This window comes from Serratia sp. OS31 (assembly GCF_014164835.1).
GTDB classification, from domain to species: domain Bacteria; phylum Pseudomonadota; class Gammaproteobacteria; order Enterobacterales; family Enterobacteriaceae; genus Serratia; species Serratia liquefaciens_A.
Genome location: NZ_JACJFQ010000035.1, coordinates 1 through 24,773 on the forward strand (window position 1 = coordinate 1; position 24,773 = coordinate 24,773).

Sequence of the window (24,773 nt, forward strand, 5' to 3'; positions counted from 1 at the left end):
ATTTCTACGTCTGGTGGGCGCGGAGAGGAGTATAAGAGACAGATTTTTTGTTGATGTCACTATTTTTTGTCGATAGCATGACATTTATGCAACATCGCACGGCTCAGTCATGGGCTGCCTCGCAAGAAGGAGAAAACAGTTATGGATGTGAAACTGGCTGATAAACGCGCTCTGGTATGCGCCTCCAGCAGTGGCTTGGGTTATGCCTGCGCCGCTGCGCTGCTCAGGGAAGGGGTCAGCGTTTGGATAAATGGCCGTGACGAGGAACGCTTGCTGGCTGCACAGCAGCGGCTGAAAGCGGAGACCGGCGGGCGCGTGTTCACCGTCGCCGGTGATATCACCCGCCCGGAGGGGCGCGAGGCCTTGCTGGCCGCCTGCCCAGACGCGGATATTCTGGTCAACAATAATGCCGGGCCGCCGCCGGGGAACTTCTTTGAGTTTGACGAGCAGACCTGGCTGTCGGCGCTGCAGGGGAACTTACTGGCACCGCTGATGTTGATCCGTGCTTTGGTGCCGGGGATGCGCGAGCGGAAATTTGGTCGCATCATCAATATCACCTCGGCCATGGTCAGTACGCCGCGTGCGCACATGACGCTTTCCGCTGCGTCTCGCGCCGGTCTGACGGCCGCCTGTAAAGGGCTATCCCGCGAATGTATTGCCGACAACGTCACCATCAATAATCTGCTGCCGGAACGTTTTGATACTCCTCGCCAGCAGCAGATGGCGCAGGTGGCCATGAAACAGAGCGGCATCACCTTCGAGCAGGCGCGTCAGCGCCAGATTGACTCCATTCCCGCCGGACGCATGGGCATGCCTGCCGAATTCGGTGCCGCCTGCGTTTACCTGTGCAGCGACCTGAGCGGGTTTATTACCGGACAAAACATGCACCTGGACGGCGGCGCCTATCCAGCGTTGTTATAACCGTACAACGAGAAAAACAGCGAATGAACAGCAAACAGACAGAGAACCTGCAATTGCAGAACGGTACTTTCAAAAGCCTGAGCGGTGCCGCCGTGGCGCTGATCCGTCGTCGGATTATCAACGGTGAATACTCGCCGGGCAGCAAACTGGTGATCGGCAATATCGCCGCTGAACTGGACATCAGCCCAGGGCTGGTGCGTGAGGCGCTGTCGCGGTTGGTGACTGAAGGGCTGGTGACCGCCCACGAGCAACGCGGTTTTCGTGCCAGTGAGGTGTCGCTCAGCGAACTGAAAGACATTACCGCCAATCGACAACTGATCGAAACCCATGCATTGCGGTTAGCGATTGCCAACGGCGATGCCGAATGGGAAGCGGGGATTATCGCCGCCTTTCACCGACTGACACGCTGCCCACGCATGGATGACGAAGACCACTCGGCGAACTGGAGCCTGCTCCATTACAGCTTTCATCGCAGCCTGCTGATGGCCTGTAATTCGCCGTGGATGCTGCGCTTTTCCGATTTGCTGTTCGACCAGTCGGAGCGCTATCGCCGCCTGCGGTTCGGTTATGAGCTGGAAGGAATGGATGCACCGCGGGATGTCGACGGTGAGCATCAGGCCATCATGGATGCGGTGCTGGCACGCGACGCCGACCGCGCCGTCGAACTGCTCAGCCAGCACTACCAAAGCACCGTGCAGCGGATCATCAAACAGGCCGACAGCACCGCATTCAACGGCGAGGCAGCGCACCCGGAGGCCAAATGAAGATCGTCAGTTTTATTAGCCAGGGGCGTGCAGGCTATGGCCTGTTGCGCGGAAACGACGAGATTGTCGACTGCAGCCTGTCATTGCCTTATCCGGACGTGCGCAGCGCGCTAGCCGCCGGCAGTTTTAACGTGTTCCAGCCGTTTGTGAATGCGCCGGCCACCCTGAGGGCCAGCGAGGTCAGTTGGTTGCCGCCGGTGCCCAACCCGGACAAAATTATCTGCGTGGGGCTCAATTATCGCCCGCACCTGCTGGAAACCGGCCGTGCTGAACCCGATAGGCCAACGCTGTTTTTGCGGTTGCCTTCCTCGCAGGTCGGGCATCAGCAGCCGCTGCTGGCTCCGCCGGAGTCGACTCAATTTGACTATGAAGGCGAGCTGGCCGTGGTGATTGGTAAACGGGGGCGCCGCATTGCCCAGCGCGATGCCATGCAGCATATCGCCGGTTACGCCTGCTACAACGACGGCAGCGTGCGCGACTGGCAGCGCCACAGCTCGCAATTCACTCCCGGTAAAAACTTCCGCCACACCGCGGCTTTTGGCCCCTGGCTGGTCAGTGCCGACGACATTCCCGATCCGCGTGCGCTAACGCTGGAAACCCGTCTCAACGGGCAGGTGATGCAACAGGCCTGTGTCGATGACCTGATTTTCTCGATCCCGGCGCTGATCGAGTATTGCTCGGCATTTACCGATCTGCTGCCGGGCGATGTATTGGTGACCGGTACGCCAGGTGGCGTTGGCGCATTCCGACAGCCACCGGTCTGGATGAAGGCAGGGGATCGGGTGGAGGTCGAGATTGCCGGCATCGGTACCCTGAGTAACCCAGTGATTGACGACGCCTGAGGGCGTTAAAGGACTCTTTTCCGACAAACGAGGTGGATTACGATGGCTGATATCAAAGTGCTTCCACAGGTTTCCGCCTTTCTGGCGCAGGAACATGGGCAGTTTATCGATGGACAATTGATCCCGGCAGCGGGCGGACAACGCTTGCCGGTGGTCAATCCGGCCAACGGTCAGGCGATCGCCGGTGTGGCTTGCGCCACGGCCGACGAAGTGGAGCAGGCGATGCAATCGGCTGACCGGGCGTTGAAGGGCAAATGGGGGGAAAGCCTGCCGGCCCAGCGTCAGCAGATACTGCTACGCTTTGCCGATCTGCTCGAGGCCCACAGAGAGGAGATCGCCCAGTTAGAAACCCTGACCAACGGCAAGCTGATCGGCTCTTCCAGGCTGTTTGAGGTTGACCATACCTGCGTTTTCATTCGTTATTACGCCGGTTGGGCCACCAAACTGCACGGTGAAACCCTTGCACCGTCAATCCCTTCTTTCAACGGCGAGCGATATACCGCGATGACTTACCGCGAGCCGGTGGGCGTGGTGGCGGCCATTATTCCCTGGAATTTCCCGGTGATGATCGCCATTTGGAAAATTGCAGCCGCCTTGTGCACCGGGTGTTGCATCGTGGTCAAACCCAGTGAGTTTGCACCTTTGACCCTGCTGCGTTTGGCGCAGTTGGCCCATCAGGCCGGGGTGCCGGCCGGCGTGTTCAACGTGGTCAACGGCGAACGCCAGGTGGGACAGTGGCTGATCGAACACCCACGAGTCAATAAAGTCAGTTTCACCGGTTCGGTTCCGGCCGGTATCGCCATCGGCCAGGCGGCGATAAAAGCCGATTTGACCCGCATCACCCTGGAGCTGGGGGGGAAAAACCCGGCGGCGTTTCTTGCCGACGTTGATAGCCAGAAAGCGGTGGACGGCATTATGCTCGCCGGGCTGGTACATCAGGGGCAGGTCTGTTCCTCTGCCGAACGCTTTTATATTCATGCGTCGCGTTTCGACGAGATTGTCGAGCAGGTCATCGCCCGGGTAGAGGCGTTGCAAATAGGTTCGCCGATGGACGAAGCCACGCAGTACGGTCCGTTGGCTAACCAGGCGCATTTTAACCGCATCAAGGCAATGTTTGATCAGGCGCACAGCCATGATCAGGTCCTCAGTGGCGGTACGGTGCTGGACGGTGACGGGTTCTATGTGACCCCGACGGTGATCCGTGCCACCGGTCAGGACGATCCGCTGATGCGTGAAGAAGCCTTCGCCGGCGTGCTGAGCTTTATGCCGTTTGATGATGAAGAGCAACTCTTGCATTTGATGAATGATTCGTCCTATGGCCTGTCCGCCAGTATCTGGACCAATGATTTCAGCAAGGCGATGGATTTGATGCGGCGGATTGAAGCCGGGATGGTGTGGGTAAATTCGCACACCATTATGGATCCGGCGGTGCCGTTCGGCGGGATGAAAGCCTCGGGTATTGGCCGCGAGTTCGGCAGCGCGTTTATCGAGTCCTATACCGAACTTAAATCCGTCATCATGTGCTACTGAATCCCACGGAAACGGGGCCACGGTCCCGCTAAGGAATCACAATGACCGCATTGCCCCTCACCGAATACGATCCGCCGTTTTCCATTACCCGCGCCAGCCATCTGGTGCTGACTTCGCGTGATCTGGCCGCCAGTGAACTGTTTTACACCCAGGTGATCGGCATGGTGCTGACCCATCGGGAAGAGGACCGGCTCTATTTGCGCGGGCTGGAAGAGGCTTGCCACCACAGTCTGGTTATCAAGCTCAGCAAGGCAGAGCCCCACTGCGAACGCGTTGGCCTGCGTGTTTTTCGTGAAAAAGATCTGGAGTTGGCCAAGCTGTTTTTCGACCGCCAAGGGTTGGAGAACTGTTGGGTGGAAGTGCCTTTTCAGGGGCGAACCCTGCATTTCACCGATCCGACCGGTACGCTGATCGAACTGTGCGCCTCAATGCCCGTGGTGCCGCGTTTGCACCATCAGGTGCATCTGTACCGTGGCGGCAGCGCCCAACGACTGGATCACTTCCAGTTGCATACTCCCCACGTGCAGCGGGCCGCAGAGTTTTACATGACGGAGCTGGGCTTCCGCGCCACGGACATCTATTTCAATGAAGGTGGAATGGGGGCCGCATTTTTACAACGCAAAGGCAACACGCAGGATCTGGTGTACCTGCATGGCCCCGGCCCGCGTCTGCATCACTTCGGTTATACCATTCCCGATTCGCAAGAGATCCTGCGTGCCTGCGACACTGCCGGGAATCTGGGCTTCGGCAGCAGCATTGAACGCGGGCCGGGCAGGCACGGTATGGGCCACGTCCTGTATGTTTATCTGCGGGATCCGGACGGGCATCGTATCGAGCTGCACAACACCCCTTATCAGATAATCGATATTGAGCTGGAAACCAATATTCTTGCACCCGATCAGCGCCAGCAGCTGCTGCCCTGGGGGCTGCCGCCGCAGCGCAAATGGGTTGCCGAAGCCAGCGCGTTTGCCGATACCCCGGTTGAGCCGAGCGGCGAAGGTTATCCGCTGGTGCTGGAAGAGTACTTATCCCGCCAATAGGGCCCGATGCCCGAACCCTGCCAGGATAACCCTTGGATAGCCTTGAGCCCGGAAACTCTCCGGGCAATAACATCGGCCTTTACTTCCGTTTTTTTTCAACCAATATGGTCCGGCTGAAATGACAGTCGGAGCCGCCGTGGCTCCGTTTATCCACAGCGCTGTTGTTGTGGCACAAGGCATCGATACGGATATACCGCCACGATGCCGAATAACGAACCGGAGATGTTATGGCTAATCCCTATCGCGAACTTCTGACTACGCCCGGCGTCGGGGGGTTAGTGATTGCGAGCTCGGTTGCCCGTTTGCCGCAGGCGATGATCGGCATCGGTATTATCACCATGCTGGTACAGCAGAGCGGTCACTATTGGTTGGCGGGTGCGGTAGCCGGTATATTTACGCTGGCGAACGCGCTCATTGGTCCGCAAGTATCGAAGCTGGTCGATCGGCTTGGCCAGAACAGGGTGCTTCCCTGGGTCACCGCGTTCAGCATTACCATGCTGCTGGCGTTGATAACCGCTGCGCATATGCGTGCCCCAGTCCCGTTGCTGTGTATTCTCGCCATGCTGGCCGGCACTATGCCAAGCATGCCGGCGATGATAAGAGCGAGATGGACACAGCTTTTTCGGGGCAAGCCGCAACTCCACACCGCCTTCTCGCTGGATACGGTGCTGACGGAGCTGACCTTCGTTATTGGGCCCCCTTTATCTATTGGCTTGAGCACAGGCATTGCCGCCGAAGCCGGGCCCCTTGCCGCGATAATGTTGCTGGTGATTGGCGTGACGGCTTTTCTTCTGCAACGGCAAACGGCGCCCAAAGTGATCAAAAACACCACTGAGCACCGCGGCTCGACCTTGCGTATCCCGGGCCTTGGCACCATCGTGCTGGCACTTTTAGCCATGGGGGTGATTGGCGGGTCTATCGATGTGGCGGTAGTCGCTTTCGCCAACGCACAAGGGTGGCCGACGGCCGCCAGTTTGATCCTGGCTGCCTACGCGCTCGGTTCCATGGTTGCCGGTCTGGCTTTCGGCGCGATCAGGGTGACCTTGCCAATAGAGCGTCAGTTCTTTATTGGGGTACTGCTAACGGCGGCAACGTCCGTGTTGCCGCTCCTTTCTGCGGACGTTTACATCCTGATGGCAACCATTTTCGTGGCCGGTATGTCCTTTGCCCCCACCATGGTAGTAGTGATGAACCTTGGCACTATTCTGGTACCACCGTCCAGACTCACCGAAGGGCTGACATGGATGACCACCGGCATCAGCATTGGCGTGGCGCTGGGTGCCGCGCTGGCGGGGCTGATCATCGACGTTTATGGCGCACGCGCAGGTTTCGGCATCGCCATTGCTGCAGGAATTGTGATGACGATTATCGTGCTTCTCGGCCGACGTACGCTCCATGCTGCTTCGATGCCCCAGGGGGGAGCAACCTTCTCTTAATGCAGCGGCAGCCCGGTCATCTCTGGCTGCCGTAAACGTACTAGACGCTTAACGAATCATAATTTTTGCGGTGGTAGTTAAGCGCGGACAAGATCCACAGCACCACAAACAGCGCGATAGCGGCGTAACCGACGCTGCCCAGGTTGTCATTGAGCATCTCGACGCCTCGCCACAGCCCACCCTGTAACCCCAGCTTATCGGCCAGCAGCCCCAGGCCTTCCAGCCCGCCGATCACCACAGCGATAACCACGCTGGTTGCGGTGATGGTCATGTTGTAATACAGCTTGCGGATCGGCTTATTGAACGCCCAACCGTAAGCGCCGACCATCACAAAATTATCCAGTGAGTCAATCAACGCCATGCCGCTGGCAAACAGCAGCGGGAACACCATAATTGACCACACCGACATGCCGGATGTGGCACCGGTAGCGGAGATCCCGAGCAGGCCCACCTCGGTAGCCGTATCAAAACCCAAGCCAAATAAAAAACCGACTAAATACATATGCCAGCTTTTATTCACCAGATTAAAAGCAAAGCGGTACAAGCGAGTCATTACGCCGCCGCTGCCGCTCACCAGCAGGGCCACGTCCTGCTCCACCAGGGTTTCACCGCGCTTCACTCGGCGGAAAATACGGTAAACGTCGCGAAAAATCAGCCAGTTCAACAACGCCATCACCAGTAAGAACAGGGAGGAGATCAGCGTGCCCAAAGTGGCGCCATACTGATGCAACCAGCCGATGCGATCGCCAAAAGCCAATGAGGTGGCGGCAATCGCGATGCAGGCCAATACCACAATGCTGGAATGCCCCAGAGAGAAGAAGGCCCCGACGGAAACTGGGCGTTGGCCTTGTTGCATCAGCTTGCGGGTGACGTTATCGATGGCGGCGATGTGGTCGGCATCCACCGCATGGCGCAGTCCGTAACCGTAAGCCAGCAGCGCGGCGGCAATCAGTGCCGGGTGATGATGAAAGGCAGCAAAGGCCGCCCCCCATGCCAGCAGGTTTAGCGCCACTAACGTCAACAACAGCCAAAAGGCGCGGGTATGGGTATGGAAAAACTCGCGGTTTAACATGTTACATCCTGTTGGGTTTGGAAGGGTAAACGTGCCATGGGGGTATGTTGCGCACAGGCGACCAGCGCCTGACCAAATGCCAGCCCGCCATCGCCCGCCGGCAGCTGTAGTGGCAATAGCACCTGCAGCGGGGCCAGATGATGCTGCAGCCGTTGGCGTAACAGGCGGTTGTGCAGTACGCCACCGCTTAACGCCACGTGCCGGAGGTTATGCTCGGCGGCAAAATGTTTGGCCAGGCCGGCAAATCCCTGCGCCAGAGCATCATGGAACGCCCAGGCCCGTTGAGCGGTTGGCGCTTGCCAGGCCAGCCACTGCCGCCAGAACACGCCCAAATCTAGCTGCTCTTCGCAACGTGGCAGCGTAACCGGATGAGAGCAAGGGCCGCTTTGGTGGGCCAGCGTCTCAAAAATGCTGGCGGCTTCACCCTCCCAACTTTGCCGTTCAGGCGCACATCCCAGCGCGGCGGCGGCCGCGTCAAACAGACGGCCACAGGAGGAGGCCAGCGGTGCATTGATGCCAGCGTTAATGGCCTGGAGCAGAGGGCGCCAGGCCCGAGTCAATAGCCGTTCGGCCTGTGGGCTGCTTTGCCAGTCAGGCACGAAGCGTAAAAAATGCGCCAACTGATTGCGCCAGGGTTGCTGCGCGGCCAGATCGCCTCCGGGTAGCGCCACCGCAGGCAGTCCCCCCAGATGACGACAGCGACGGTAATCGACCAGCAGGCATTCGCCGCCCCACAGGGCGCCGTCCTTCCCGTACCCCAGCCCATCCAGCGCCAGGCCGATAACCGCTCCGCCTTCCAGTGGCCAATGGTGTTCGGCCAGGCACGCGGCCAAATGCGCATGATGGTGCAGCACCGGGGTCACCGGCAGCCTCTGCCGGGCGGCCCATTGGTGACTGACGTAACCCGGATGAGCGTCGCTGGCCAACCGCTGCGGCTGGCAATGGTACAACGCCATAAAATGCGCCATGGCTTGCTGCCACTGTTGCTGAATATCTTCCTGTTGCAGATCGCCAAAATGTGAACTGAGCACGGCTTTATTTCCCTGCAGCAGGCAAAAGGTATTTTTGCGATCCCCGCCCACGGCCAATAGCGGGGGTTGTGCAGGGAAGCCAGGAGGCAATGGCAGGGCATCTGGAACAAACCCGCGCGCCCGACGTAGCATTTCATGGCCATCAGGCAGCAGGCGCACCAGAGAATCATCGGCACGCTGCAAGATTTCGCGATCGTGCAGCAACCACAGATCGGCAATGCCGGCCAAATCAGCCAAAGCCTGGCTATGGGTTAATGCCGGAGCCCGGCCGCTGGCATTGCCGGAGGTCATCACCAGGGGGCGTTGTATCTCCTGCATCAGTAAATGGTGAAGGGGATTGGCGGGTAACATCAGGCCCACTTCGTTCAACTGCGGGGCGATAGCCTCAGACAGCGGCGAATGGGCCGAGTGGGGCATCAGCACGATAGGCGCGGCAGCTGACGCCAGCAAAGTCTGCGCGCGTGCCAGATCAATGCCACTGGTGCAGCGAGCCAGCCAGTCGATATTCGGCAGCATCACCGCCAGAGGTTTGCCGGGGCGCCGTTTGCGTAGCCGCAGGCGTGCTACGGCCTGAGTCTGGGTAGCATCGCAAGCCAGGTGAAAACCGCCCAGCCCTTTGATGGCCACAATCTGCCCGGCGGCCAACGCGGCTACCGCCTGTTGCAGGGCTTCTTCCCCCTGATGCTGAGGTTGCCCCTGAACGGTGAAACTGAACAGCTGAGGGCCGCAGTCGCTACAGGCGACCGGTTGGGCATGAAAACGCCGGTCGTGCTCCGAACGGTACTCTTGGGCGCAGGGCGAGCAGAGACGGAACGGCGCCATGCTGGTTGCCGGGCGATCGTAAGGCATGGCACGAATAATGGTGAAGCGCGGACCGCAGTGCGTGCAATTGATAAAAGGGTAGCGGTAACGCCGATCCTGCGGATCGTTCATTTCCTGCAGACACTTTGGACAGGTCGCGGCGTCGGGAACAATCTGGGTCGTCATCGCACCGCATTGGCTGGCGCGGATGCGAAAATCATCGGGCTTTTTCAGCCAGGTGAAGGGCCGTTGGCGAATGTTGTCGATCTGCGCCAAAGGCGGCGCCTGCTGGCACAGCAAATGCAGCAACACCTCAAGGTCGACGGGGTGCACCAGCCGAATCTCCACCCCGGCGCTGTCGTTCCAGACTTCGCCACGTAGATTGAGCTGATTGGCCAGCTGCCAGACAAAAGGCCGAAAGCCGACGCCCTGTACTTTGCCGCTGATACGCAGCAGCAGCCCCGGATAGGACATGGTTTATTACCCTCTGTGGGTTTTTATAAATTGTCAGGAGGCACAACCCTGAGTAGCCTCCTGTCAATTTATTCCCTGGTATTCTCTAATATTCCCTAAATAATTGGAGTTGCATCAAGGCGGCAAGAGCGGGAATCCCCAGGAGCTTACTTAAGTAAGTGACTGGGGTGAGCGCTTGCAGCCAACACAGATGCAGCTTCAAGTATGACGGGGTTACATCACGTCTTCTGCGGCGCGGCGCAGGCGAGCTTTCATATCGCTGTAGCTTTGCTGCGCATAGTTTTCCGCCCAGTGCTGGTCGGTAATCGCCTCCAGTTTTACCGCACAGTATTTGGTTTCCGGCGTTTTGGAGATCGGATCCAGGTTTTCCTGCGTCAGTTCGTTACAGGCACCAATCCACCACTGGTAGGTCATATACACCGCACCCAGGTTAATACGCTCGTTATAGTTGGCACGGCTGATCACCTTGCCGCGGCGTGAGGCAACCCACACCAGTTGCTGGTCGGCAATGCCCAGTGCGGCGGCATCCTGAGGATTGATCTGCACGAAGCCGGGCTCATCCGCCAGCGTTTGCAAGGCGGCACAGTTGCCGGTCATCGAACGGCAGGAGTAATGCCCAACCTCACGCACGGTACAGAGCACCAGTGGGTAAGCGGCATCCGGGATCTCGGCCGGCGCACGCCAGGTGGTCGCGAATAATTGGCCTTTGCCGGACGGCGTGGTGAACTGGTTACCCTGGTACAGGTACGGCGTCCCCTGACTTTCCAGCGAAGTGCAAGGCCATTGCACGTGACCGAGTTCGCCCATTTTTTCGTAAGTGGCGCCGTAAAACAGCGGGCAAAGTTCGCGCATTTCGTCCCAGATCTGCTGGTTATCCTCGTAGTGCATCGGATACCCCATTTCGCTGGCCAACAGGCTGATGATTTCCCAGTCGCGCTTGACGTTGTACTGCGGCTCAATGGCTTTTTCGAAACGCTGGAACCCGCGATCGGCGCAGGAGAAGACGCCACCATGCTCGCCCCAGGAAGTGGCCGGCAAAATCACATCGGCCTGTTCGGCGGTTTTGGTCATAAAGATGTCTTGCACCACCACAAATTCCAGCGCTTCGAACGCGCTGCGCACCAGGCTCAGATCGGCCTCGGTCTGCAAGGGGTCTTCCCCCATGATGTAGTAGGCCTTCACTTTGCCTTCATGCACCAGGTGCGGGATTTCGGTGATGCGATAGCCGACGTTCGGATCCATTTTTGCGGCGTCAATTCCCCAGGCCGCGGCGAATTTGGCGCGCACGGCCGCATCGGTGACCGCCTGATAGCCAGGGAACTCATTGGGCAGCACGCCCATGTCGCAGGCACCCTGCACATTGTTCTGTCCGCGTACCGGGCCGACACCCACGTTGGCGCGGCCCAAATTGCCGGTAAGCAGCGCCAGGCTTGCGAGGCCTTTGACCACGTCAACCGCCTGGCCGAATTGGGTCACGCCCATGCCCCACATGATGGTGGCTGAAGGGGCGCTGGCATAGGTGCGCATGGCCTGACGGATCTGCTGAGCGATAACGCCGGTCAGGTGTTCCACCGCTTCTGGCGCATAGTCCGCCAGCTGCTGCCGGTAGGCCTCGAAACCCTCGGTGTATTTCGCCACGTAATCGCGGTCATAGAGGTTTTCTTCAATCAGCACGTAGGCGAACGCATTCACCAGCGCCATGTTGCAGCCGTTCTTGATCTGCAAATGCTGGTCGGCAATACGTGCAGTTTCTATCCGGCGTGGATCGCACACGACGATCTGCGCGCCTTTCTCTTTAGCCTTCAGCACCCGGCGAGCCACGATGGGGTGCGAGTCGGCACAGTTGTAACCGATAATCAGCAGGCACTTGGAGTTTTCGATATCGCCAATCGAGTTACTCATGGCACCGTTACCGAGCGTGGCCTGCAAACCCGCGACCGACGGACCGTGGCAGACGCGGGCGCAGCAGTCGACGTTATTGGTGCCGATCACCGCGCGGGCGAACTTCTGCATCACATAGTTGGTTTCATTGCCGGTCCCGCGAGAGGAACCGGTGTGCATGATGGCGCTGGCACCGTGCTGGTCTTTAATCTGCTGTAGCCGCTGCGCGGTATAGCTAATCGCTTCATCCCAACTGACGGCCTCAAACTTGCCGCCTTTCTGCCGCCGGATCAGCGGCTGACTCAGACGCGGGGTCAACAGTTTGGTGTCGTTCAGGAAGTCCCAGCCGTAATAGCCTTTCAGACAGAGTTCACCCTGATTGGTCACGCCGTCAGCCGCCTCGGCGCGAATGATTTTGCCGTTATCGACCACCAGTTTCATTTTGCAGCCTGCACCGCAGTAAGGGCAGACGGTTGTGATTTTTTTCATCGGTTCAGTTCCTAAAACAGTGACGACATAGTGTCGAGCGCGGCGCGGCGGCGCTTCTCGGCGTTCATTTCCTGCAGCATGTTGCGATCGACGCAGTGCAACGCCTTGGTTGGGCAGGTTTCCATGCAGGCCGGGCCGCTGTCGCGACCGATGCACAGGTCACATTTATGGGCTTCGGCTTTCTCGGTGGTGGCGCTCATCATCGCGCCGTTCTGGCGGACCACCGGACGGGTGATCACTTCCATGGCGCCGTAGGGACAGGCCACTACGCAGGTTTTGCAGCCGATGCAGCGTTCCTGCATCACCAGTACCATGCCGTTGGTGCGGCTGATGGCGCCGTTCGGACAGACGTTGGAACAGGGGGCGTCCTCGCATTGGCGGCAAAGCACAGCGGTGCTGACGTTGACGCCTTTAATCACGTGCAGGCGGGGGGCAAAGCTGGTGGCGTTCAACGCCGAAATATCCTGGCTTTCGCTGTGCGCCATCACGCAGGCAATTTCACAGGTACGGCAGCCGATGCATTTTTTGGGATCGGCGATGATAAACCGGTTCATCAATAACTCCTGGGTTACCCTTCATCCGGGTATGGCAAAAGAGAGGTTGTGGCTCTGGTTAGGCATAAAACATGCCAACCTTGAAAATGCTTAAAAAGCAGAGGGTTATATTTTTATGGCGCCGGAGTCGACAGCAGGTCGACATAAATGACGATGCCGCGTCAGACATTCGTCACCTCCAGCTGCGGATAACCGCCATTGTCTGCCCAGTGAAACAGGCGTTGATGGAGCACCGTCACCGCCTGTTTCACCGCCGCGCCAATCGGGTAATAAAACGCCACCACCTCGGGCTGAATGCCGATAAAGGTAATTTCCGGGATGTCTTCTCGCAGTTGGTTGATCAGGAAGTTGAGCGGCAGGTTATGCGTCGTCATGATGAACATGGCGGCAATGTCTTTTTCGTCGATCACCCGGGTTTCTCCCGGCGCGAGCCCCATGTCGGTGGCATCGACGATCACCAGGCGGTCTGGGCGCAGCTCGCGAATATGCCCAATGTCATTTTCCGGTGCCGCGCCGCCGTCAATCACCTGCCAGCCAGCGGGAGGCTGACTGGCGCAGAGTTCAGCCAGCAGTGGCCCGGCACCGTCATCTCCCATCATGCAGTTGCCCACACACAATAAAACGTCAGTCATCATGCCTCCGGACCATCAGGTAAATGGCGGGTTCGTTTTCAATCGATTGCAACAGGGCGATCAGCTTTTGGCTCCAGCTCTGCTGTTCCGCATTCATTCGCGGAGCCGCACGGCTCAACGCCGTAGCCAACAGGTGGGTATGGCTGTTGTCGATACAGATTTCGCCAAACCGATCGACCCCTTCCAGTTTGCGCCGTGCGGTGCTGCCTGCCGGCAACTGCGCTATCCAGGCGTGGAACCCCGCCAGCGGGCAATTGAGTTTGGCTTCCAGACAGTCGATCACCCCCAGATGGTGGCCGATCGCCAGGCTGTAATAGATCACCTCCTGGGCCTTCGGCGGGGCCTTTTTTTCCTGCACAAACTTGCGGCTAAGGGAGTAAAACACCACCTGACCTTGGGAAGCTGTCATAACCGCAGCTCCCCACGCAGCACCCGTTGATAAATGCCCTGCAGGTTGCCGACGATCTCATTCAGGCGCAGGTCATCTTGCTGGTGCAGATAGGCGGCAATACGCTGTTCGACCGGTTCTGGAGCATCTGCTGCCAGCAGTTGCATAAACTGGTCGGCGATTTGGCGACCGTAACGGTAACCGGCCATACGCCGGGCTTCGCGATCCAGCAGCACTCGCAGCGGCTGGGGCAGCTGCGGGTGCAACAGGCGCGTAGCTTCACCGTCGGTTTCGTCATGCTGGTGGCCTTTGATTTTCTGATCCAACAGGCCCAGCGCCATGGCAAAACCGTAAATGGTCGCCGCCGGCGTCGGCGGGCAGCCGGGAATGTAGACATCGACCGGAACTATGCGATCGGTGCCGCCCCACACGCAGTAAAGATCGTGGAAGATACCGCCGCTGTTGCCACAGGCACCGTAGGAGATGCTGATTTTAGGATCGGGTGAGGCCTGCCAGGCGCGGATCGCCGGAATGCGCATGGCGCGGGTCACTGCACCGGTAAACAGCAAAATATCGGCATGTCTGGGGGAAGGTACCACTTTGATCCCGAAACGTTCTGCGTCGAACAGTGGTGAAATGGCAGCGAAAATCTCAATTTCACAGCCATTACAGCCGCCGCAGTCCACCCGATAAACATAGGCCGAGCGGCGGATATCCTGCAGCAGGGTGGTTTTCAGCTTGGCGATGCTGTCGTCGAGGGTGATTGGCACCGGCAGGCCATTTTCATCGCGTGGGCCAATCAATGGTGAATTCATGAGATGACCTCCCGGGTCAAATGGCGGCCGATATCAATACGATCGGCCTGGGTCAGGTTTTGCTGCTGTTTGCAGGCCGGGCAGGTCTCAAACTGCGCACGACGAGTAGCCGCCTCCGAGCTGCTCAACCCGAGCAACGCCATCGCATAATCAATTTCCTTTTGCGCCGCATAGGGTTTGCCGCACTGTCGGCAATGGCAAATGGCGAAATCGGCCTGTTCGTACAAGTCCTCTTTACGCCACACCGCCAGTTCGAACTGCTGCGAAAGCCGAATGGCGGCGGTTGGGCACACCTCCTCGCAGCGGGCGCAAAAGATGCAGCGGCCAAGAAACAGCTGCCAGCGCAAGGTGCCGGTGTTGAGATCGGGAGTCATGCTCAACGCGTTGGACGGACAGGCGTTGGCGCAGGCACCGCAGGCTATGCACTGCTGCGGCGTGTATTCGGGCTTGCCGCGAAAGTTCGGGTCAATGGCCAACGGCCGGGCCGGATAGGCGACGGTGGCCGGGCCGGTCTTCAGCACTTTCTTAATCAGTTTCAGCATGATGGGCTCCGGTTAGAACGGCTTGTTTTTCCGCTCGATGCCATAACGCTCAATCTCTTTGTACGGCACGATGATGGACTGACGCTTGCGTACGTCGACGATGGTCATGCGATCGGTGCAGGAGTAGCAGGGGTCCAGGCTGCCGATGATCAGCGGGGCGTCAGATACCGTATTGCCGCGCAGCATGTAACGCAGAGTGGGCCAATTGGCATAGGTCGCGGCCCGGCAGCGCCAGCGGAACAGTTTCTGGTTGTCGCCGGTCATGCTCCAGTGGATATCATCGCCGCGCGGCGCTTCGGCAAAGCCCAGGGCAAAGCGGTGCGGAATATAGGTGAAGCCGTCCACCGCCAGCGGCCCGCCCGGCAAGCTTTGCAAACCGAACTCGATGATGCCGAGCGAGTTGAACACTTCGTGAATGCGCACCTTAAGGCGGGAATAGACGTCGCAGCCGCTTTCCACGCACAACTCCACCGGCAGTTTGGCGTAGCCGGCAAACGGATGGTCGATACGGGTATCGCGACGGTGGCCGCTGCCGCGGATCATCGGCCCCACGTTGCTGTAATCACGAGCCACCTGGGGGTCAAGGCGCCCAACCCCAACGCTGCGTTGTTCGGTGTTGGGCGTACTGAGCAAGATATCCACCAGATCCACCAGTTCGCTGCGCATTTGCGCGGCCAGCTTCAGGGTTTGCAGCATGTCCTCTTTCAAAATATCGCGGCGGATACCGCCAATCAGGTTCAAACCATAGGTTTTGCGCGCGCCGGTCAGTATTTCAGCCATCTTCATCGACTGTTCACGCACGCGGAAGAACTGCATGAAACCGGAATCGAAGCCGACAAAATGGCAGGCCAGGCCAAGATTCAACAGGTGGCTGTGCAGGCGTTCTACCTCCAGCAGGATCGAGCGGATCATCTGGGCGCGTTCCGGCACCTGAATGCCCATCGCATTTTCGACCGAGCTGGTGTAGGCCACGCTGTGGGTAAAGCCGCAAATGCCGCACACCCGGTCCGACAGAAAGGTGACTTCGTTATAGCCCATGCGGGTTTCGGCCAGTTTTTCCATCCCGCGGTGCACGTAGAACAAGCGGTAGTCGGCGTCGATGATGTCTTCTCCATCGACAAACAAGCGAAAGTGACCGGGTTCGTCCGAGGTGATGTGCAACGGACCAATCGGCACCACGTTGGCTTTGGCACCGGCCAGGCTCTCGAACGGGTAGGTTTCCACATCGGTGGTGGGCGCGGGGCGTTGACGATAGTCCATCGCGTCTTTGCGTAGCGGGTAGAGATCGTCCGGCCAGTCGTCAGGCAGCACCAGCCGCCGCTCATCCGGCAATCCCACCGGACGCAGGCCATACATGTCGCGGACTTCGCGTTCTCCCCATACGGCTGCCGGGACGCGCGGCGTGACGGACGGGAACTCCAGCGTTTGGGCATCCACTTCGGCACGTACCGTGATCCAGCATTTGGTGCCTTGCTCCATCGACAGAACGTAATACAGCGCGTAATGGCCGCACAGCGTGCGCTCGTCGTTACCGAACAGCACCGATAACCAACCGCCTTGCTGGTAATAAAGCCATTCAACTACTTCCGGCAGCGCGTTGAGCTTGACGGTGACGGTCAACTGATCGGCGGTTTGCCATTCGGCTGCCAGCATGGCCGCCGGGAATTGTTGCTGCAACGCCGCCAGATAGTGCTGGCCTTGATGTTCGTTAGTCATTATTGATTGCCTTTGTCATTATTCAGCCGACGACCAGCCAGGAAACCAGCGCCAGAAAAGCCAGTCCAAAACCGGCCCAGGTGGTACGGGCCGTTTTCAGGAAGCGCAAACGCGCCACGCTATTTTCGATAACCGCGATCAGCGTCAGCGCGCACAGCAGCTTGAACAGCGCCAGGACCAGCGCTGCCAACAGGTGAACGGCGGTGAACTGTGCCGCTTGCCCCCAAGGCAGAAACACGCCGAGGAACAGCTGCAGCACCACCAATTGTTTGAGGCTGATGCCCCATTTCAGAATGCCAAGCTCGGCACCGGAATATTCCGTCAGCGGGCCTTCCTGCAGCTCTTGCTCGGCCTCCGCCAGGTCAAAAGGCAACTTGCCCATCTCGATATAGGTGGCGAACGCACAGGCCAAAGCGGCCAACAGCAGCGGCAGCCAGGCGTGGTGTGGCAACGCCAGCAGGCTCTGCACCATGGCGCTTAACTGGGTCGAACCGGCCACCAGAGCGGTCACCCACAGTCCCAACAGCAGGGTGGGTTCGACCAGAATGCCCAACACCGCTTCGCGGCTGGCGCCGATGGCGGTAAAGGGACTGCCGGTATCCAGACCGGCAATGGCAAAAACAAAGCGCACCACGGCGAACAGATAGATCAGGGTGATCACATCACCGATAGCGGGCAGCGGCGAGGCGACAGTCAACATGGGCAACGCACAGGCGATGGCCAACAGGGTGCCGGTCAGCAAGTACGGCATGATGTGAAAAGCCAGGCCGGAAGCCGCCGGCGCCACGTTCTGACGTTTCAACAATTTGGCGATATCGCGGTATTCCTGTAGTACTCCGGGGCCACGACGGTTATGCATCCGCGCGCGCAGCACGCGGCTGATACCGGCAAACAGCGGGGCGACGGCCAGTAACAGCAAGGCCTGCGCCAGACCGAGTAACACATTGGGATAGGTCATTGTCATTTCCTCAGGCAAAAGCCACCACCAACAGCACCGCAAGCTCCACTGCGGCCAGGCCGCGGCAGAAGGCAACGAAGGCGTTACAATGTAACGGGTTGGTCAAAGATTCCGGCAGCCAGCGGCGCAGTTGATAGAGCGGGGCGAACATCACCCGTAGCGGTTGGGCAAAACCGGTGGCGGTGATGACCATCGCCTCCTCATGACCATATCCGCAGGTCCAGGCGCTACCCTGTACCCGGCGAGGTTGGCGACGGGTCTGATAACGTGCAGCAATCAATAGCGGCAGCAGCGGCATCGCCAGCAACAAAATGGCGATCAACGGGGTAGAAACCAAAGTGCCGGATACGGAGAGGGATTGTTCGGACGTCATGCCGATCAGCCGGGCAAACAGTGGGATGATCCAGGGCGCACCCAGACCGCAAGCCAGACACAGCAACGCGGGCAGCGCATGGCTCAGCGTCAGGCAGAGGTTAGCCGGCAAGGCCTGGGCCGCAGCGGCGCAGCGCGGGGCTCCCAGACAGGCAACGCCAAACACTTTGCTGACGCACATCACTGCCAGCGCACCGGTCATGGCCAGCGCCACCGCCAGCAGCGGGCCGAACAGATGGCCAATAAAGCCAGGGGCCGCACTGAAGTGGAACAGCCCCTGATAGATCAGCCATTCACTGGCGAAACCGTTCAGTGGCGGCAGTGCGGCCATGGCCACCAGGCCGATCAGCAGAGAAATGGCGGTCCAGGGCATCAGCCGTGCCAGCCCGCCCATTTTCTCCATGTCCTTCAGCCCGGTTTGTTGTTCGATGGTGCCCGCCGACAACAGCAATGCGCTTTTGAACAGGCTGTGGTTCAGCAGGTGGAACAGGCCCCCGATCAGGGAGAACGCCGTCAGTAATGGCTGTTGCAGTGCCATGCCGACCATGGCACCGCCAATGCCCAGCAGGATGATGCCGATATTCTCCAGCGTGTGGTAAGCCAGCAAGCGCCGCAGATCGTGTTCCATCAGCGCATACAGCCCGCCAAAAAACGCGGTGCCGGCAGCCAACAGCAGGACCAGCAATCCCCACCACAGCGGCGGCGTACCCAGCAGATCCAGCCCAATCTTCAGGATCCCCAGCAGGCCAACCTTCATCAGCGCGCCGGAAAACAACGTGGCGGCAGAGGCGGGCGCGCTGCTGTGGGACTGAGGCACCCAGGCATGCAGCGGCATCACCCCGGCAAAAATGCCAAACCCGGCCAACGCCAGCAGGAATACGCCGTTACGCAGTGCGTCCGGCAATGGCGTAGCGCGGATCACGCTGAATTGCAGGCTGTGGCTGTGGGTATAAATCAGAGCGAAAGCGATAACCAGCAGCAGGGTGCCGAGGCGCATCAGCAAAAACTGGCTGTGCCCGGCCCGCAGACTTTTCGCGTTCGGGGCATGGACAATCAAGAAATAGCCGCACAGCGCCGCCAGTTCTAACAGCAACAGCAAGGCCAGTGCATTATCGGCGATCGCGGCGGCGCTCAGCGCTGCCAGCATCAGATTGATCAGCCCGCCCAACCGGCCACGTGCACTGGCATTCAGCTTCGCGACGCTTCCGATGTGATACAACGCGGCACAGATCCCACACAAAGCCATCACCAGCAATAACAGCGCGTTAATGCCGCTGATTTCCACCGCATAATTCAACCAGGGCAAACGGGCACTGTGCAGCGGTGCCAACAGCATTTGCCCCGCGGCCAGCAATGTGGCGATGGCACACAGCAAGCTGCCGCCACCCAGCAAGGCATTGATGCGCGGCCAGGGGGCCAGCAGCCAGCTCAGCAACGCGAACAGGAGATACCCGACTAATGCCAGAGTCAGCAACGACAATGGATCGGGCGCAATGGCGTAGAACATCAATTCGGCTCCTTGCGGGATTCTGGGGCGGTAGCGAACGGCAGCTCGGCGCTGAGCGCCTGCATGGCATTGCGCCTTTTCTGTTCGCTGGCGTTACGCACGTCGTGGTCGCTGACCAAGCGAATGGCCTGGGTAGGACAGGTACGGATACAGGCGGGGCCCAGGGGGGTGAAAGCGCAAAGGTCGCACTTCACCGCCACGGCGCGGACACCGGGCACGCAATCCAGGAAGGCGGCGACCGACCGCGGCGCTTTGGCGGCAGGCAGGGCCAGCGGTGTGTTGCAGTCTGTGGGGATCGCCAACGGAGTACTGCCGCCGAAGCCAATGGCGCCGAACGGGCAGGCGATGCCGCAGAGTTTGCAACTGACGCACAGGCTCTCGTTCAGGACGATGGCATCATCCTGATGGCGAATGGCGTTTACCGGACAGACCTGCGCGCAGGGCGCATCCTCACATTGATGGCACATCACCGGTGCCGAATCGCGGGCGTTACGTATCACCTGCAAGCGGGGTAATGCCTGCAAACCCTGTTGCCGATGTTCCGCAGAACAACTGGCCATGCAGGTATTGCAGCCAATACACAATTTGGGGTCCGCAATAATAAAGCGGTTCATGCACACTCCTTGCTTCGTCATTTATGACGAAATCGTCAGTAAAAAATGACGTTTCGACAGTTTTCTGTCGGTGAGTAACGCCGACAGTCAGACGGACAGGGTTATTTTTTTCAGTGCGTCATGAATGGCATGGCCGTCATGCAGAGAGTCAAACAGGCATTGGTAAATAACGGCGATCTTATCCAGATAATGTTCAAATACCGCCGGCATGTCGCGATTATTTATTACGCCGTCAATATTGCCGTCTTCATCCAGCGAGGCATGGGCGAAGGGGGCGAAATTCTCGGCTTCGTGCGGCGATGCCAAATTAATGCGATAGCAGATATCACGGCTATAAAACCCCTCACTTAATTGAATGCTCACCGTGAAGTGGTTGAACAGCACAAAACGCAGATCGTCGTCCTGACCGTAAGTAAACTGATGATTAATCTTCTTTTTAGTGGTGGTTACCGCTTTGATTAAGGTGCTGTGGTAGGTTTGCCACTGCGCCATCAGGCGGTTGCTTTTGTTGGCGATATAATCGGCCTGGCTGGTTACTTCACTGATAGTACTCATTGTCGTCACTCAAAATGGATGGTCATTGTCGAAACGCTTCGGGTGAACGACTTAAAGCATAAAGCGTGCCAGACTCCGGTAATTTTTATTATTTCCTTTTAATTCAAGCATCAGTCATGGAATTAACCTCTACAGTGAGCGGTGCGACTGTCAGCTAATTACTGTCGACGTCATGACACTCGACAAATATGCCGAATAGGTTTTGGCACCATATTTGCAGTGCAGGGTGACGAAACGTTTTATCACCCCAGACGGAGGCCGGATGCACGAAATAACCTTGTGCCAACATGCGATGGAAATAATGCAGCAACAGGCTCGTCAACATCGGGCGAAACGTATTACCGCGGTGTGGTTCGAAATTGGCGCATTTTCCTGCGTGGAGGCGGAATCGCTGCGGTTCTGTTTTGACATGGTCTGTCGCGACACCCTGGCCGAAGGCTGCGAGTTGCATCTGATCGAACAACGAGCCTTGTCCTGGTGTTATGACTGCCAGGCCGACGTCGAGCTGTTGATCCCGCAGGTTCTGGTCTGCCCGCTCTGCGCCGGTAGAAACCTGCGGGTGCAGGCCGATGATGGGTTGCAAATAAAACGTCTGGAAATTGAATAACTGAAAGGAGAAAGAACATGTGCAGCACTTGCGGTTGTGCCCATGGGGAACTGACGATTGAAGGGCAAGCAAAGGTCCCGTTTCGCCCGCAGCGGTCTCTGCAGGGGGACCTGCATTATGGACTGGGAGTGGCGGGCACTCATGCGCCGGGCATCAGTCAGCGGCGAATGCTGGAAATAGAAACCCGGGTGTTGGATAAAAACGATCGTCTGGCCGAACGCAATCGCCAGTATTTTGCCGAGCAACGGATCCTGGCGTTGAATCTGGTATCCAGCCCCGGTTCAGGCAAAACCACGCTGCTGACCGAAACCCTGCTGCGGCTCCGCGGGGCGCGTGAGTGCGCGGTAGTGGAAGGAGACCAGCAAACCACCAACGATGCAGAACGTATCCGCGCCACCGGCGTGCCGGCGATCCAGGTCAATACCGGCAAAGGCTGTCATCTGGACGCGCAAATGGTTCATGAAGCCGCCCAACGCCTGGAGCTCAAACCCAGCAGCCTGTTGTTTATCGAAAATGTCGGCAACCTGGTTTGCCCAGCCAGCTTCGATCTGGGGGAGCGGCATAAGGTGGCGGTGCTGTCGGTCACCGAAGGGGAAGATAAGCCCCTCAAGTACCCACATATGTTCGCCGCCGCACGTCTGATGCTGCTGAACAAGGTCGATCTGCTGCCGTACTTGAAGTTTGACCTGGACGCCTGTATCGCCAATGCCCGACAGGTTAATCCCGACATCGAGATAATTACCCTTTCGGCGACTCAGGGTGAAGGGATGGACCAGTGGATGGCCTGGCTGGAGCGGCAGCTATGTGCATAGGTATTCCCGGGCAGATCGTGGCGCTGGACCAGCATCAGCCTCAGCACGCCTGGGCCGAAGTCTGCGGCGTACAGCGCGAAGTGAATATCGCGTTGGTTTGCCGGGAGGATGAACCCAAAGAAGCGATACTGGGGTGTTGGGTGTTGATCCACGTGGGCTTTGCGATGAGCCGTCTCGATCAGCAAGAGGCCGAGGAAATGCTGGCGGCACTGCAGGCGATGGGGGAAGTGGAACAGGACGTGGCGTTGTTTTTGGCGGGGGAGGATAACCATGGATTACGTAGATGAATTTCGCGATCCGCAGCGGGTGAAGAACCTGCTGCAACATATCTGGCAGCGCGCCGCGCAGTTGCCGTTTACCGCCGATCGGCCGCTGCAAATCATGGAGGTGTGCGGTGGCCATACCCATGCGATATTCCGCTTTGGCCTGGACAAGCTGCTGCCGGCGCAAATCGAATTCATTCATGGCCCCGGCTGCCCGGTTTGCGTTTTACCCATGGGACGCATTGACGCCTGCTGCGAAATCGCCGGGCACCCCGAAGTGATTTTTTGCACCTTCGGCGATGCGCTGCGGGTGCCAGGCCAGCAGGGATCTTTACTGCAGGCTCGCGAACGCGGTGCCGACGTGCGAGTGGTTTACTCACCGTTGGATGCCCTGATGCTGGCGCGGAATAACCCGCAGCGGCAGGTGGTGTTCTTTGCCCTGGGGTTCGAAACCACCATGCCGGTCACGGCGATTACCCTGCAACAGGCGCGGCAGGAAGGCCTGGGCAACTTCAGCGTATTTTGTCAGCACATCAGCCTGATCCCCACCTTGCGCAGCCTGCTGCAACAGCCGGATGTGCACATCGACGGTTTTCTGGCACCCGGCCACGTCAGCATGGTGATAGGCACCGAGCCCTATCATTTTATCAGCGGGCAATACCGCAAACCCCTGGTGGTGACCGGCTTTGAGCCACTGGATATCTTGCAAGGGGTGCTGATGCTGGTCGAACAGTTCCTTGGCCGACAAAGCCAAACCGAAAACCAATACCGGCGGGTGGTGCCGGAACAGGGCAACCGGCTGGCACAGCAGGCGATGAGCGAGGTTTTTGTGCTGGGTGGCGGCAGCGAATGGCGCGGGCTGGGCACCATTGCCGACTCAGGCATTGCCCTTACGCCAGCCTATCAGGCTTTTGATGCTGAACGTCGTTTTCGTCCGCAGCGGCGGCAAGTGGCTGACGATCCTCGATCCCGTTGCGGAGACGTGCTCACCGGGCGGTGCAAACCGCGTGATTGCCCGCTGTTTGGCCGCGGTTGTACGCCGCAAAACGCGTTTGGCGCCCTGATGGTCTCATCCGAAGGGGCCTGCGCTGCCTGGTACCAATATCGCCGCGAAACAGAGGAGATGCCGGCATGAACAACGTGATTACTATGGCTCATGGCAGCGGTGGTGCGGCAATGCAGCAATTGCTGGACGATCTTTTCTTGCCGGCCTTTGCCAACCCGCAGTTGGATCAGCGTGAAGATCAGGCCCGATTAGACCTGGCCGAGTTAACGCAGCAGGGCGATCGGCTGGCGTTTACCACCGACAGTTACGTGATTGACCCGATTTTCTTTCCGGGCGGTGACATAGGCAAGCTGGCCATCTGCGGGACGGCCAACGATCTGGCGGTGAGCGGCGCGCTGCCGCGCTATCTTTCCTGCGGCTTTATTCTCGAAGAAGGTTTGCCGTTGCCCGACTTACAACGCGTGGTCGCCTCGATGGCCGCCACCGCGCAGCAGGCTGGTATTCGCATTGCGACCGGGGATACCAAGGTAGTGCAGCGTGGTGCAGCCGACAAAGTGTTTATCAACACCGCCGGTATCGGGGTGATCCCGTCAGGCCTGAACTGGGCGGCGCAAAATATCCGCGTCGGCGATGCCGTGATTGTCAGCGGCACCCTGGGTGATCACGGGGCAACTATTCTCAACCTGCGCGAAAAGCTGGGTATGTCTCTGGACGTGATCAGCGACTGTGCGGTGTTAACGCCGTTAATTGAGCCACTGCGTGCCATTCACGGCGTACGGGCGATTCGCGATGCGACCCGTGGCGGGGTGAATGCCATTTTGCATGAGTTCTCCCGTGCGGCGGGCGTGGGCATCGAGGTGGAAGAAAGCCTGTTGCCGATCGCCCCGGCAGTGCGAGGCATTTGCGAATTGCTGGGGCTGGACGCCATTAATTTTGCCAACGAGGGAAAACTGGTGATCGTGGCCGCACCACAAGCCGCACAGGACGTGCTCTGCGCCTTGCGTGCTCACCCATTGGGCGCAGGCGCGGCGATGATTGGCAAAGTGACGGCTGGGCGACAGGTAAGACTGCAGGGCGCTTATGGCATCAGCCGCCGGTTGGATTTGCCACATGCCGAGCCTTTGCCGCGGATTTGTTGATCCCGTCGGGGG

General features: G+C 58.9%; 24 protein-coding genes. 11 read left to right on the forward strand and 13 right to left on the reverse strand.

Annotated features, from left to right (window positions below):
* Nucleotides 1–141: 141 nt before the first annotated feature.
* From H5P17_RS22250 to H5P17_RS22275, 6 genes are all read left to right on the forward strand, one after another.
* A complete protein-coding gene (locus tag H5P17_RS22250) occupies nt 142–921 on the forward strand; it encodes an SDR family oxidoreductase (RefSeq protein WP_182825259.1) in 780 nt (259 codons plus the stop codon).
* 23 nt (nt 922–944) lie between these two features.
* Nucleotides 945–1,685, forward strand: a complete 741-nt coding sequence (locus H5P17_RS22255) for a GntR family transcriptional regulator (RefSeq protein WP_182825261.1) — start codon at nt 945–947, stop codon at nt 1,683–1,685.
* Nucleotides 1,682–2,527 carry a fumarylacetoacetate hydrolase family protein gene (locus H5P17_RS22260; protein WP_182825263.1) on the forward strand — a complete coding sequence of 282 codons (846 nt, stop codon included), beginning with the start codon at nt 1,682–1,684 and terminating at the stop codon, nt 2,525–2,527. The genes H5P17_RS22255 and H5P17_RS22260 overlap by 4 nt, the downstream gene beginning before the upstream one ends.
* A 42-nt stretch (nt 2,528–2,569) precedes the next feature.
* The gene (locus H5P17_RS22265; protein ID WP_182825265.1) at nt 2,570–4,057 is read left to right on the forward strand and encodes an aldehyde dehydrogenase family protein; all 1,488 of its coding nucleotides are present in this window, start codon (nt 2,570–2,572) and stop codon (nt 4,055–4,057) included.
* Between the two features lie 41 nt (nt 4,058–4,098).
* Nucleotides 4,099–5,097, forward strand: coding sequence for a VOC family protein (locus H5P17_RS22270; protein WP_182825267.1), 999 nt, complete (start codon nt 4,099–4,101; stop codon nt 5,095–5,097).
* A gap of 227 nt (nt 5,098–5,324) precedes the next feature.
* Entirely contained in the window at nt 5,325–6,533 is a 1,209-nt protein-coding gene (locus H5P17_RS22275; protein ID WP_182825269.1) for an MFS transporter, read from the forward strand.
* Between the two features lie 40 nt (nt 6,534–6,573).
* On the opposite strand, the gene H5P17_RS22280 is transcribed toward H5P17_RS22275, so the two are convergent.
* The 13 genes from H5P17_RS22280 to hycA form a co-directional block, all read right to left on the reverse strand.
* Entirely contained in the window at nt 6,574–7,605 is a 1,032-nt protein-coding gene (locus tag H5P17_RS22280) for a HoxN/HupN/NixA family nickel/cobalt transporter (protein WP_044551123.1), read from the reverse strand.
* Entirely contained in the window at nt 7,599–9,911 is a 2,313-nt protein-coding gene (gene hypF, locus H5P17_RS22285; protein ID WP_182825271.1) for a carbamoyltransferase HypF, read from the reverse strand. The genes H5P17_RS22280 and hypF overlap by 7 nt, the downstream gene beginning before the upstream one ends.
* Nucleotides 9,912–10,124: 213 nt before the next feature.
* Complete coding sequence (gene fdhF / locus H5P17_RS22290) at nt 10,125–12,281, reverse strand: formate dehydrogenase subunit alpha (RefSeq protein WP_182825273.1); 2,157 nt, start codon at nt 12,279–12,281, stop codon at nt 10,125–10,127.
* Nucleotides 12,282–12,292: 11 nt separating this feature from the next.
* Nucleotides 12,293–12,835, reverse strand: coding sequence for an electron transport protein HydN (hydN, locus tag H5P17_RS22295; RefSeq protein WP_044551128.1), 543 nt, complete (start codon nt 12,833–12,835; stop codon nt 12,293–12,295).
* A 161-nt stretch (nt 12,836–12,996) separates the two neighbouring features.
* Nucleotides 12,997–13,467 (reverse strand): hydrogenase maturation peptidase HycI, encoded by a 471-nt coding sequence (hycI, locus tag H5P17_RS22300; RefSeq protein ID WP_182825275.1) that lies wholly within the window; start codon nt 13,465–13,467, stop codon nt 12,997–12,999.
* Entirely contained in the window at nt 13,460–13,876 is a 417-nt protein-coding gene (locus tag H5P17_RS22305) for a formate hydrogenlyase maturation HycH family protein (protein ID WP_182825277.1), read from the reverse strand. The genes hycI and H5P17_RS22305 overlap by 8 nt, the downstream gene beginning before the upstream one ends.
* Complete coding sequence (locus H5P17_RS22310; RefSeq protein ID WP_182825279.1) at nt 13,873–14,670, reverse strand: NADH-quinone oxidoreductase subunit B family protein; 798 nt, start codon at nt 14,668–14,670, stop codon at nt 13,873–13,875. Before H5P17_RS22310 ends, H5P17_RS22305 begins: the two co-directional genes overlap by 4 nt.
* The gene (locus tag H5P17_RS22315; RefSeq protein ID WP_182825281.1) at nt 14,667–15,212 is read right to left on the reverse strand and encodes a formate hydrogenlyase complex iron-sulfur subunit; all 546 of its coding nucleotides are present in this window, start codon (nt 15,210–15,212) and stop codon (nt 14,667–14,669) included. The genes H5P17_RS22310 and H5P17_RS22315 overlap by 4 nt, the downstream gene beginning before the upstream one ends.
* Before the next feature lie 12 nt (nt 15,213–15,224).
* Nucleotides 15,225–16,928, reverse strand: coding sequence for an NADH-quinone oxidoreductase subunit C (locus tag H5P17_RS22320; protein WP_182825283.1), 1,704 nt, complete (start codon nt 16,926–16,928; stop codon nt 15,225–15,227).
* Nucleotides 16,929–16,950: 22 nt separating this feature from the next.
* A complete protein-coding gene (locus H5P17_RS22325; RefSeq protein ID WP_304621584.1) occupies nt 16,951–17,886 on the reverse strand; it encodes a respiratory chain complex I subunit 1 family protein in 936 nt (311 codons plus the stop codon).
* Between the two features lie 10 nt (nt 17,887–17,896).
* Nucleotides 17,897–19,765 (reverse strand): proton-conducting transporter membrane subunit, encoded by a 1,869-nt coding sequence (locus tag H5P17_RS22330; protein ID WP_182825287.1) that lies wholly within the window; start codon nt 19,763–19,765, stop codon nt 17,897–17,899.
* The gene (locus H5P17_RS22335; protein ID WP_182825289.1) at nt 19,765–20,379 is read right to left on the reverse strand and encodes a 4Fe-4S dicluster domain-containing protein; all 615 of its coding nucleotides are present in this window, start codon (nt 20,377–20,379) and stop codon (nt 19,765–19,767) included. The genes H5P17_RS22330 and H5P17_RS22335 overlap by 1 nt, the downstream gene beginning before the upstream one ends.
* An 87-nt stretch (nt 20,380–20,466) precedes the next feature.
* A complete protein-coding gene (gene hycA / locus H5P17_RS22340; protein ID WP_020826910.1) occupies nt 20,467–20,934 on the reverse strand; it encodes a formate hydrogenlyase regulator HycA in 468 nt (155 codons plus the stop codon).
* Nucleotides 20,935–21,196: 262 nt separating this feature from the next.
* Between hycA and hypA the strand changes: the two genes are divergently transcribed.
* Genes hypA through hypE form a run of 5 tightly spaced genes read left to right on the forward strand, consistent with a single transcriptional unit; the run spans nt 21,197 to nt 24,761 of the window.
* Nucleotides 21,197–21,541: a hydrogenase maturation nickel metallochaperone HypA gene (hypA, locus tag H5P17_RS22345; protein WP_182825291.1), complete on the forward strand. Its 345-nt coding sequence runs from the start codon at nt 21,197–21,199 to the stop codon at nt 21,539–21,541.
* Between the two features lie 17 nt (nt 21,542–21,558).
* On the forward strand, nt 21,559–22,353 hold the full coding sequence (hypB, locus tag H5P17_RS22350; RefSeq protein WP_044551149.1) for a hydrogenase nickel incorporation protein HypB: 795 nt from the start codon (nt 21,559–21,561) through the stop codon (nt 22,351–22,353).
* A complete protein-coding gene (gene hypC, locus H5P17_RS22355) occupies nt 22,344–22,640 on the forward strand; it encodes a HypC/HybG/HupF family hydrogenase formation chaperone (protein ID WP_182825293.1) in 297 nt (98 codons plus the stop codon). The genes hypB and hypC overlap by 10 nt, the downstream gene beginning before the upstream one ends.
* Entirely contained in the window at nt 22,624–23,751 is a 1,128-nt protein-coding gene (gene hypD / locus H5P17_RS22360; RefSeq protein ID WP_182825295.1) for a hydrogenase formation protein HypD, read from the forward strand. The genes hypC and hypD overlap by 17 nt, the downstream gene beginning before the upstream one ends.
* On the forward strand, nt 23,748–24,761 hold the full coding sequence (hypE, locus tag H5P17_RS22365) for a hydrogenase expression/formation protein HypE (protein WP_182825296.1): 1,014 nt from the start codon (nt 23,748–23,750) through the stop codon (nt 24,759–24,761). Before hypD ends, hypE begins: the two co-directional genes overlap by 4 nt.
* Nucleotides 24,762–24,773: the final 12 nt, after the last annotated feature.

Bases quoted from the DNA above. Each gene is read 5' to 3' on its own strand.
- H5P17_RS22275 (WP_182825269.1), top strand. From the start codon at position 5,325: ATGGCTAATCCCTATCGCGAACTTCTGACTACGCCCGGCGTCGGGGGG.
- H5P17_RS22270 (WP_182825267.1), top strand. From the start codon at position 4,099: ATGACCGCATTGCCCCTCACCGAATACGATCCGCCGTTTTCCATTACC.
- H5P17_RS22280 (WP_044551123.1), bottom strand. From the start codon at position 7,605: ATGTTAAACCGCGAGTTTTTCCATACCCATACCCGCGCCTTTTGGCTG.
- H5P17_RS22305 (WP_182825277.1), bottom strand. From the start codon at position 13,876: ATGACAGCTTCCCAAGGTCAGGTGGTGTTTTACTCCCTTAGCCGCAAG.
- hydN (WP_044551128.1), bottom strand. From the start codon at position 12,835: ATGAACCGGTTTATCATCGCCGATCCCAAAAAATGCATCGGCTGCCGT.
- H5P17_RS22260 (WP_182825263.1), top strand. From the start codon at position 1,682: ATGAAGATCGTCAGTTTTATTAGCCAGGGGCGTGCAGGCTATGGCCTG.
- H5P17_RS22320 (WP_182825283.1), bottom strand. From the start codon at position 16,928: ATGACTAACGAACATCAAGGCCAGCACTATCTGGCGGCGTTGCAGCAA.
- H5P17_RS22250 (WP_182825259.1), top strand. From the start codon at position 142: ATGGATGTGAAACTGGCTGATAAACGCGCTCTGGTATGCGCCTCCAGC.
- hycA (WP_020826910.1), bottom strand. From the start codon at position 20,934: ATGAGTACTATCAGTGAAGTAACCAGCCAGGCCGATTATATCGCCAAC.
- H5P17_RS22265 (WP_182825265.1), top strand. From the start codon at position 2,570: ATGGCTGATATCAAAGTGCTTCCACAGGTTTCCGCCTTTCTGGCGCAG.
- H5P17_RS22330 (WP_182825287.1), bottom strand. From the start codon at position 19,765: ATGTTCTACGCCATTGCGCCCGATCCATTGTCGTTGCTGACTCTGGCA.
- hypC (WP_182825293.1), top strand. From the start codon at position 22,344: ATGTGCATAGGTATTCCCGGGCAGATCGTGGCGCTGGACCAGCATCAG.
- H5P17_RS22325 (WP_304621584.1), bottom strand. From the start codon at position 17,886: ATGACCTATCCCAATGTGTTACTCGGTCTGGCGCAGGCCTTGCTGTTA.
- H5P17_RS22335 (WP_182825289.1), bottom strand. From the start codon at position 20,379: ATGAACCGCTTTATTATTGCGGACCCCAAATTGTGTATTGGCTGCAAT.
- hycI (WP_182825275.1), bottom strand. From the start codon at position 13,467: ATGACTGACGTTTTATTGTGTGTGGGCAACTGCATGATGGGAGATGAC.
- hypB (WP_044551149.1), top strand. From the start codon at position 21,559: ATGTGCAGCACTTGCGGTTGTGCCCATGGGGAACTGACGATTGAAGGG.
- hypF (WP_182825271.1), bottom strand. From the start codon at position 9,911: ATGTCCTATCCGGGGCTGCTGCTGCGTATCAGCGGCAAAGTACAGGGC.
- hypE (WP_182825296.1), top strand. From the start codon at position 23,748: ATGAACAACGTGATTACTATGGCTCATGGCAGCGGTGGTGCGGCAATG.
- hypD (WP_182825295.1), top strand. From the start codon at position 22,624: ATGGATTACGTAGATGAATTTCGCGATCCGCAGCGGGTGAAGAACCTG.
- hypA (WP_182825291.1), top strand. From the start codon at position 21,197: ATGCACGAAATAACCTTGTGCCAACATGCGATGGAAATAATGCAGCAA.
- H5P17_RS22255 (WP_182825261.1), top strand. From the start codon at position 945: ATGAACAGCAAACAGACAGAGAACCTGCAATTGCAGAACGGTACTTTC.
- H5P17_RS22310 (WP_182825279.1), bottom strand. From the start codon at position 14,670: ATGAATTCACCATTGATTGGCCCACGCGATGAAAATGGCCTGCCGGTG.
- H5P17_RS22315 (WP_182825281.1), bottom strand. From the start codon at position 15,212: ATGCTGAAACTGATTAAGAAAGTGCTGAAGACCGGCCCGGCCACCGTC.
- fdhF (WP_182825273.1), bottom strand. From the start codon at position 12,281: ATGAAAAAAATCACAACCGTCTGCCCTTACTGCGGTGCAGGCTGCAAA.